4 protein-coding genes and 1 pseudogene are annotated in these 2,290 nt (G+C 31.1%); all 5 read right to left on the bottom strand.

Annotated elements, in window-relative coordinates; translation table 11 throughout:
• Nucleotides 1–116: pseudogene (locus ASC36_RS10570) on the bottom strand (RHS repeat-associated core domain-containing protein); the annotation flags it as partial.
• A gap of 69 nt (nt 117–185) precedes the next feature.
• Complete coding sequence (locus tag ASC36_RS10290) at nt 186–470, bottom strand: hypothetical protein (protein ID WP_055426402.1); 285 nt, start codon at nt 468–470, stop codon at nt 186–188.
• Nucleotides 471–528: 58 nt separating this feature from the next.
• Nucleotides 529–978 carry an AHH domain-containing protein gene (locus ASC36_RS11155; protein WP_317038632.1) on the bottom strand — a complete coding sequence of 150 codons (450 nt, stop codon included), beginning with the start codon at nt 976–978 and terminating at the stop codon, nt 529–531.
• A 74-nt stretch (nt 979–1,052) separates the two neighbouring features.
• A complete protein-coding gene (locus ASC36_RS10280; RefSeq protein ID WP_055426400.1) occupies nt 1,053–1,724 on the bottom strand; it encodes a hypothetical protein in 672 nt (223 codons plus the stop codon).
• The coding region (locus ASC36_RS11150) for an RHS repeat-associated core domain-containing protein (RefSeq protein ID WP_141656275.1) at nt 1,721–2,290 on the bottom strand (570 nt) is incomplete at its 5' end. The genes ASC36_RS11150 and ASC36_RS10280, both read right to left, overlap by 4 nt.

Below are 2,290 nucleotides of genomic sequence, written 5' to 3'. Positions count from 1 at the left end.
ACCCAAGCATTACTATCATGCACATACGCATAAAAATTCGGGTTATTACCTGCTAGCCCGGTAGGGTCTTGACTTATATACGTTCCTGTATTACTGTCGTAATAACGGAACCGATTATAATAAAGCCCGTCTAACTACTCGTCTTCATAATAAAAAAACAATCTTTAAACTATGCTTTTGAAGTTTTATGTTTTTTTATCATATTCATTTGCTATATGAATAAAGTAAGTTCTTAATTCACTTGATGGATAATCTAATAAAAATCTAGGGTAAATAGGTGCATATTGCCTCTTATCGAGAGTATTGAGCATTTTAATAAATTCATCTTTAACATTTTTTAAGGCTCCAACAGGTATATTTTCATACTCATCATCAAATGAATAATTCTTAAAAATATTATCAATTTTATTAATGCCTTCTTCGCAAAGCTTACTTACATGGGCTTTTTTTTCTTCACTTACTTTTTTCATAATTTTTCAACTTGTTATAACAAACTACCATATTTCCAAGGTTCTAAAACTGGATCGGCTACACTAACTCTGATCTCATATTTTGGTTATATTTAGAGTGATTGCCACTATATCCTTTATGAGCACTTCTATTTCCATAATCTCCTATATCTTTAGGCAAGTAAATTAAATTATCTAGCTTATTTACATCAAATCCTATTTTTTGTAATACTTCATGTCTTGCTAAAGATTTAGGGATCACATGATGTAACTCAAAATTATCAATTTTAGGCATGTTATCGTAGTTCCAACCACCTGAGGGCCTCGACTTACCTAAAACCAACCCAAACGAGTCAACTTCCGAATTAGAATCAAACGTATACGCATAAAAATTCGGGTTATTACCTGCTAGCCCGGTAGGGTCTTGACTTATATACGTTCCTGTATTACTGTCGTAATATCGAAACCGATTATAATAAAGCCCGTCTAGTTCTTGGTCTTCATACTGCCCCGGTTGCCGGAATGGAATGGAAAACTTATCTTCTTAAAAAATAACTTTAAAAAGTTGGTTTGTTTTTAATTGTATTTACTCTATTATCCCCTTTATAAAATCTCTTCTATTGAATTTATAAATATTTCATTCTTCTTAATTTCATTAGGAAGTTTCTCAATAAACATATCAAATTCTTCTTTTCCTAAAAACTTTTCAATATTAAATAAAAATAAAGGCAAATTAGATGATTCTAAAACATTATTAAGTTTTACTAAATAATTGTTTGATAAATATTTTAAGGCTATATTTTTATCAATATTTAATACAAAAGAAAAAATATATGGGTAATCAGAACTATATTTAATTAACTCTTCAAGTTCATTTGTTGTATAACTAAAAGAACTATTATTTATTGAGGTAATAAACATTTTTAATTCATGTTTTTCTTGTTCTACTAATTTAATCCTGTCTATTACATCTTCCATTTCTACAAGTTTTTCTTGAAACAATATGCATTCTCCAATAATGTTAGGACCATCCATAAAGTTAAATTTTAATCCTTCTTTTAATATTTCTTTCGGGGCTTTTTCTGACAAAAAAAATACTTCGTCTGCTATTGTCCTATATCCCTGATCTCTCGGCGTAATATTAAATTTAAAACCAATACTCCAACTCTCTTTTAATTCTGGTAAATGAATTTGAGTATGTAAAACTTTCGTTGATGGTAAAAGTCTTTTTTCTCCATCAAATATATTCTTATCCCAATTAATTAGTGATTTCATTTTTTACATTTTACTCTAATTGAATTAACTTTTTTAACTTCAGTCTTTCCATTTAAATCAGCAACCTCAATAGCTCTCGCGGGACCTATTCCGTCTAGGTGATCTACTTTATATGCACCTTTTGCTACTGCATCATCTACATCAAAAGATACTACATAAAATTTTGAATCGCTGCCATGCCCCATAGTCTTACCCCATTCTACAGCATTGTCAAAACTTTCAGCAAACCATTTTGCCCCCATACCTCCAGTATCTCCGCCGGCTTTCCAACCATTCTGAATAATATCAAAATATTCTGCTCTAGTCATTGATCTAAATAATTCCATCAACCCGAACACATCAACCATCGTATTCGAATCATGCACATACGCATAAAAATTCGGGTTATTACCTGCTAGCCCGATAGGGTCTTGACTTATATAAGTTCCTGTATTACTGTCGTAATACCTGAAACGATTATAATAAAGTCCATCTAGTTCTTGGTCTTCATACTGCCCCAGTTGCCTGAATGGAATAAACGGCTGATTGTTAAAGGTATCTTCCCGTATTCTGCCATAGATGTCAAA

Source organism: Apibacter mensalis (assembly GCF_001418685.1).
GTDB classification, from domain to species: domain Bacteria; phylum Bacteroidota; class Bacteroidia; order Flavobacteriales; family Weeksellaceae; genus Apibacter; species Apibacter mensalis.
Note: the sequence above shows the minus strand (reverse complement) of the source record. Positions and strands in the feature narration are given on the sequence as shown.